Source organism: Streptomyces cahuitamycinicus (assembly GCF_002891435.1).
GTDB lineage: Bacteria > Actinomycetota > Actinomycetes > Streptomycetales > Streptomycetaceae > Streptomyces > Streptomyces cahuitamycinicus.
On sequence record NZ_POUC01000453.1, the window covers coordinates 1 to 6,123 of the forward strand.

Annotated in this window: 5 protein-coding genes and 1 pseudogene; all 6 read left to right on the forward strand. The window is 69.6% G+C overall.

Translation table 11 applies throughout. The features are described from left to right. The first annotated feature begins 226 nt into the window (after window positions 1-226). On the forward strand, window positions 227-1,612 hold the full coding sequence (locus C1J00_RS36415) for a nitrate/nitrite transporter (protein ID WP_102913209.1): 1,386 nt from the start codon (window positions 227-229) through the stop codon (window positions 1,610-1,612). A gap of 117 nt (window positions 1,613-1,729) precedes the next feature. After that, on the forward strand, window positions 1,730-2,881 hold the full coding sequence (locus C1J00_RS36420; RefSeq protein WP_102913210.1) for a uroporphyrinogen-III synthase: 1,152 nt from the start codon (window positions 1,730-1,732) through the stop codon (window positions 2,879-2,881). 324 nt (window positions 2,882-3,205) lie between these two features. Next, on the forward strand, window positions 3,206-3,799 hold the full coding sequence (locus C1J00_RS36425) for a CGNR zinc finger domain-containing protein (RefSeq protein WP_102913211.1): 594 nt from the start codon (window positions 3,206-3,208) through the stop codon (window positions 3,797-3,799). A 352-nt stretch (window positions 3,800-4,151) separates the two neighbouring features. Beyond that, on the forward strand, window positions 4,152-4,673 hold the full coding sequence (locus C1J00_RS36430; RefSeq protein ID WP_010039908.1) for a sigma-70 family RNA polymerase sigma factor: 522 nt from the start codon (window positions 4,152-4,154) through the stop codon (window positions 4,671-4,673). Then, window positions 4,673-5,500, forward strand: a complete 828-nt coding sequence (locus tag C1J00_RS36435) for an anti-sigma factor family protein (protein ID WP_102913212.1) — start codon at window positions 4,673-4,675, stop codon at window positions 5,498-5,500. The genes C1J00_RS36430 and C1J00_RS36435 overlap by 1 nt, the downstream gene beginning before the upstream one ends. A gap of 147 nt (window positions 5,501-5,647) precedes the next feature. Further along, window positions 5,648-6,123 (forward strand): annotated as a pseudogene (locus C1J00_RS36440) (helicase); the annotation flags it as partial.

Below are 6,123 nucleotides of genomic sequence, written 5' to 3' on the forward strand. Positions count from 1 at the left end.
CGGCCAGCCTCACCACCAGCCCCACCCCCAGCAGCAGAACCCGCACTGGCAGCCCCCGCAGCACTGAACCGAAACCTGCCGGAATCTCTCATCCCGCCCGAGCCCGGGGTGAGAGCGAAGTTCCCTCGCGGACACCCTCGGTGCCACAGGCAGGAAACGCGTCCTCCCTACCTTCGGGATCAGTCACACGAAGCACGACCGAGCCCCGGAGCACAGTGGAGGCGTCATGACAGGCCCTGGCACAGCACCCGCACCCCCGAGCAGGGGCGGACGCTGGATCCAGCACTGGGATCCGGAGAACGAGACCTTCTGGAAGGAGACCGGGGAGAAGGTCGCCCGCCGGAACCTCTTCTTCTCCGTACTCTCGGAGCACATCGGCTTCTCGGTCTGGACCCTGTGGTCCGTGCTGGTCCTCTTCATGGGCCCGGACTACGGACTGACCCCGGCCGACAAGTTCATGCTGACCTCGATGGTCACGCTGGTCGGCGCCGTCGTCCGCGTCCCGTACACCTTCGCCGTCGCGATCTTCGGCGGCCGGAACTGGACGATCATCTCCGCCGGTCTCCTGCTGGTCCCGACCGTCGCCGCGTTCACCGTGATGGAGCCGGGCACCTCCTTCTCCACGTTCCTGCTCGTCGGCCTGCTCGCCGGCATCGGCGGCGGCAACTTCGCCTCCTCCATGACCAACATCAACGCCTTCTTCCCGCTGCGGAAGAAGGGCTGGGCCCTGGGTCTGAACGCGGGCGGCGGCAACATCGGCGTACCGGTGATCCAGCTGGCCGCGCTCGCCATCATCGGTGCCGGCGGCGGGCCGCGCGTGCTGCTCGGGATCTACATCCCGCTGATCCTCGTAGCCGCCGTCATGGCCGCCCTTTATATGGACAACATCGAGAACGTGAAGAACGACACCGGTGCCGCCAAGGACGCCGCGCGGGACTCCCACACGTGGATCATGTCCTTCCTCTACATCGGCACGTTCGGGTCGTTCATCGGATACAGCTTCGCCTTCGGGCAGGTCCTCCAGAACCAGTTCGGACGCACCCCGCTGGAGGCGGCGTACGTCACCTTCATCGGTCCGCTCCTCGGCTCGCTGATCCGGCCTCTGGGCGGGTGGATGGCCGACAAGTACGGCGGCGCGAAGATCAGCCTGTGGAACTACGTCGGAATGGGCATCGCGACTGCGGTCCTGATCGGCGCCTCCATGGAGAAGTCGCTGGCGCTGTTCACCGGGGCGTTCGTGGTGCTGTTCGTGCTCAGCGGGCTCGGCAACGGCTCGACGTTCAAGATGATCCCGGGCATCTTCCAGAACAAGGCCCTGGCCAAGGGGCTGGAGGGTGAGGAGGCGGCGGCCTACGGACGGCGGCTCTCCGGCGCCTCCATGGGACTCATCGGCGCGGTGGGCGCGCTCGGCGGTGTGGGCATCAACCTCGCCTTCCGACAGTCCTTCCTCTCCTACGGTTCCGGCACCGGCGCGTTCGTCGCCTTCCTCGCCTTCTACGCGGTCTGCTTCGTGGTCACCTGGGCCGTATACCTTCGCCGTACGGCTCCCCGGGGGCCCGTCACCACGGCGACCTCGGAGGCGAAGCCGCAGCTCAGCTACGCCAAGGTGTGACGTAACACCGTCGACATCAAGCCGATCCGAGCCTGTCACGAGCCGTTGACAGGCTCGATCGGCATGTAGGTACGCCGTACCCACGCAGTACGACGACTCGAGTGCGGGACGAGAGCCATGGACGAGCAAGAGAAGCGACCGGACCACGGGCCCATCGCGGGTTTCACCGTGGGTGTGACGGCCGCGCGCCGGGCCGACGAGCTCGGGGTGCTGCTGCAGCGACGTGGTGCCGCCGTCCTGCACGCCCCCGCCCTCAGGATCGTGCCGCTCGCCGACGACAGCGAACTGCTGGCGGCGACGAAGGAGATCATCGAGCAGGTGCCGGACATCGCCGTGGCCACCACCGCGATCGGCTTTCGGGGCTGGGTCGAGGCCGCCGACGGCTGGGGACTCGGGGAGGAACTGCTCGCGCGGCTGGGCGGCGTGCGGATCATGGCGCGCGGGCCGAAGGTCAAGGGCGCGGTCCGGGCCGCCGGGCTGACGGAGGAGTGGTCGCCGTCGTCGGAGTCCATGGCGGAGGTGCTGGACCGGCTGCTGGAGGAGGGCGTCGACGGTCTGCGGATCGCGATCCAGCTGCACGGTGAGCCGCTGCCCGGGTTCGTGGAGGCGCTGCGGGAGGGTGGGGCCGACGTGATCGGCGTGCCCGTCTACCGCTGGATGCCGCCGGAGGACATCACCCCGGTCGACCGCCTGCTGGACGCGACGGTCGCCCGGGCGCTGGACGCTGTCACCTTCACCAGCGCCCCGGCAGCGGCCTCCCTGCTCTCCCGGGCGGAGGAGCGCGGACTGCTCGACGAGGTCCTGGCGGCGCTGAGCCACGACGTCCTGCCGGCCTGCGTGGGCCCGGTCACCGCCCTGCCTCTGCAGTCCCGTGGCATCGACACGATCCAGCCGGAGCGCTTCCGGCTCGGCCCCCTGGTGCAGCTCCTCTGCCAGGAACTGCCCGCGCGGGCCCGCTCCCTCCCCGTCGCCGGGCACCGCGTGGAGATCCGGGGCCATGCCGTCCTGGTCGACGGCCACCTCAAACCGGTCCCGCCCGCCGGCATGTCCCTCCTGCGCGCCCTCTCCCGGCGCCCCGGCTGGGTCGTGGCCCGCGCGGACCTCCTGCGCGCCCTCCCCGGCTCCGGCCGCGACGAACACGCGGTCGAAACGGCCATGGCCCGGCTCCGCACGGCCCTCGGCACCCCGAAGCTGATCCAGACGGTGGTCAAGCGGGGCTACCGCCTCGCCCTCGACCCGAGCGCGGAAACGAAGTACGCGGACGCGTGAGCCCGTCCGGAGGTTGAGCCGGAACGCGCCGGACCCGGCCACCCGGCCCGAGCAGGACGCCCAGGGAGCTTGTGATGAATCTCCGCGGCGTCACGGAGATCCATCACAAGCCCCTGGCGCCGGACCCGTCGGGGCGAGGCGTCCGCCTCCGTCATGGCTTGAACGCGTGTCCCGTCCGGGCGGCCGTCGCGTCGAGGTGTGTGCGAGGGGTTTCCGGCGTCGTAGCGGGCAGGCACTGTAAGAGGGAGCGGTTTACCGGCCCTCTCACTGGCGTCTCACCGAGGCCCTCGCGACCGGGGTGAACCCCTAGGCGGTGACAGGCACATGGCACTGGGTACGGCCACGGCCCCCTACGAGCTGCGCTTCGACGCCGGGCGAACCTGCCTGGACCTGCTCTCCACCACGCACCCGGAGGAGCGGCTCGACTCCGTGGAGGTGCTGCGCGCCTGGATCACCGGCTCCGGACTCGTCCCGGCGGACACCGCCCTGACCCACGCGGACACCGGCTGGCTGCTCGCCTTCCGTGAACTGCGCGCCCAGATCGACCGGTTGGTGCGCTGCCGGCCGAGACCGGGTGTCGCGACGTACGACCTCGCCCTCGCCCGCGTCAACGACCTGGCCCGCACCGCGCCCCCGGCCCCGCGCGCGGTCCGCGGCGAAGACGGCCAGCTCCTGCGGAGGTTGGACGGCCCGCCCGGCTGCGCCGCCCTGCTCGCCGTCGTCGCCAGGGACGCCGTGGACCTGCTGACGGACCCCGTCGCCCGCGCGGCCCTGCGCCAGTGCGAAGGCGACAACTGTCCCATTGTGTACCTCGACACCTCCCGGGGACGCAGGAGGCGCTGGTGCTCCAGTGAGGTCTGCGGAAACCGCGAAAGGGTGGCCCGGCACCGTCGCCGCGCGGCACTCGCCCGCGCGTGAAACGGAATTGAGTGGTCCGTGCACTCAATTCCCCTGTCCTAAATGCGACTTCTGCGACCCCACTGTCGAAGTGATTTCGATTACATGCCGTTTACCTACGACACCGTAGGGAAGGCCTGGCTTGATCTTGTCGATGTGGCGGAAATGTAAAGAACGCGGGGTGGGAATGTGACCCCATGTCCAGCTCGTCACGTCATCTCGAAGAAAACTGTCACGTCTCTTTGAACACCCAACGGCTCGCGTCCGTACGGCTTGTGGAGCGACCGACTGGGGGAACCCCCGGACACCGGAGGTGGGCGTGCGCAAGGATTCCGTCGTGGCCAATGAACGTGCACCGAGGGCCCGACATCGCATGTCCCAGCCCTCGGAACCCGATGAGGAGCTGATGCGTGCGCTCTATCGCGAACACGCCGGACCCCTGCTCGCATATGTCCTGCGCCTGGTCGCCGGAGACCGGCAGCGCGCCGAGGACGTCGTCCAGGAGACGCTCATCCGTGCCTGGAAGAACGCCGGTCAGCTCAACAGAGCGACCGGATCGGTACGCCCCTGGCTGGTGACGGTCGCCCGGCGCATCGTCATCGACGGCCACCGCAGCCGGCAGGCCCGGCCGCAGGAGGTCGACCCGTCGCCGCTGGAGGTCATCCCCGCGGAGGACGAGATCGACAAGGCGCTGTGGCTGATGACTCTCTCGGACGCACTCGACGACCTGACGCCCGCCCACCGGGAGGTGCTCGTCGAGACGTATTTCAAGGGGCGTACCGTCAACGAGGCGGCCGAGACCCTGGGCATACCCAGCGGCACCGTCCGCTCCAGGGTGTTCTACGCCCTGCGTTCCATGAAGCTGGCACTGGAGGAGCGGGGGGTGACGGCGTGATGAGTGTTTACGGGGGTAACCAAGGGTTCGGTACGGGAGGCATGGGTATGTCTGGCCCCATGCAGGAATCTCCGGTGCCGAACGAGCACGAGACCGTCGGCGCCTACGCCCTCGGCATCCTCGACGACGCCGAAGCAACCGCTTTCGAGGCCCACCTCGCCACCTGCGAATGGTGCGCCCAGCAGCTCGACGAACTGGCCGGCATGGAGCCGATGCTCGCCGCCCTCGCCGACCTCCCCGGCTCCGGCAGTACACCCGCGATCGGCGAGTCGCTGTCCGCGAAGCCCCGGCCGCGCGTGGTGGAGAAGCTGGTCGACGAGGTCGCCGTCCGCCGCGCCCAGAAGCGCCGCCGCAGCCTCTACATGGTGGCCGCGGCCGGTGCGCTGATCATCGGCGGTCCGTTCGTCGCGGTCGCGACGAACGGCGGTGACGGCGGCGGTGCGGAGAACCGCCCGCTCGCGGCGAGCCCCGCCAAGGCCGCCTTCGACGGCATCTCCGACAAGATCACCGCCACCGACCCGAACACCAAGGTCTCCGCCACCGTCGCCCTGCAGAAGAAGGACTGGGGCACGGGCATGGTCCTGGAGCTGAAGAACGTCAAGGGCCCGCTGAAGTGCGCCCTCGTCGCGGTCGGCAAGAACGGCGAGCGCGAGACCCTCTCCTCCTGGTCCGTCCCGGAGTGGGGCTACGGCCTGCCGGACGCCAAGTCCGCCAAGGCCAAGGAGCCCCTGTACGTCCAGGGCGGCGCCGCCTTCGAGCCGAACGAGATCGACCACTTCGAGGTCGTCACCTTCGACGGCAAGCGGCTGGTCGAGGTCGACGCGTAAGGACCTCCAAGGTCCGTTCGGGTCTTTCCGGCCGCCCGGCGGGAGGCATCGGGGCAACAGGTCCCGCGCCTGCCCGCCAGCCCGTAGCTTCCAGGGGTCCCCTTCGCGTACGGTTGACGGCTGCCCAGCACGTCAGAAGGGGGCCCGGTGGCCGCTCAGGCTCACAGACAAGACGCGGTCGGTTCGGTGCGCGATTCGGTTCGCGACCGGGAGATCGACGTCGAACAGGAACACCTCGACCGGGTGTACCGGCGCCTCGAGGAGAAGATCCACGAGGCGGAGTTCCTGATGCAGGACGCGGCCCGGCGCGGGCAGGTCGGCACCCCCGGCGCACTCGCCGAACGGGACGCGCAGGTCTTCCGCGCGGGCATCCACCTCAGCCGGCTGAACAATGAGTTCGAGGACTTCCTCTTCGGCCGGATCGACCTGCTGACCGGCAAGGACGGCAAGAAGGGCCCCGACGGGGCGTACACCGCGATCGAGCCGGCGGAGGGGGCCGTACGCCCCGACAACACCGCCGACATCGCCGAGACGCTGCACATCGGCCGCATCGGTGTCCTCGACCAGGACTACACACCGCTGGTCATCGACTGGCGGGCCCCGGCCGCCGCCCCCTTCTACCG

Bases quoted from the DNA above. Each gene is read 5' to 3' on its own strand.
- C1J00_RS36415 (WP_102913209.1), top strand. From the start codon at position 227: ATGACAGGCCCTGGCACAGCACCCGCACCCCCGAGCAGGGGCGGACGC.
- C1J00_RS36420 (WP_102913210.1), top strand. From the start codon at position 1,730: ATGGACGAGCAAGAGAAGCGACCGGACCACGGGCCCATCGCGGGTTTC.
- C1J00_RS36430 (WP_010039908.1), top strand. From the start codon at position 4,152: ATGTCCCAGCCCTCGGAACCCGATGAGGAGCTGATGCGTGCGCTCTAT.
- C1J00_RS36435 (WP_102913212.1), top strand. From the start codon at position 4,673: ATGAGTGTTTACGGGGGTAACCAAGGGTTCGGTACGGGAGGCATGGGT.
- C1J00_RS36425 (WP_102913211.1), top strand. From the start codon at position 3,206: ATGGCACTGGGTACGGCCACGGCCCCCTACGAGCTGCGCTTCGACGCC.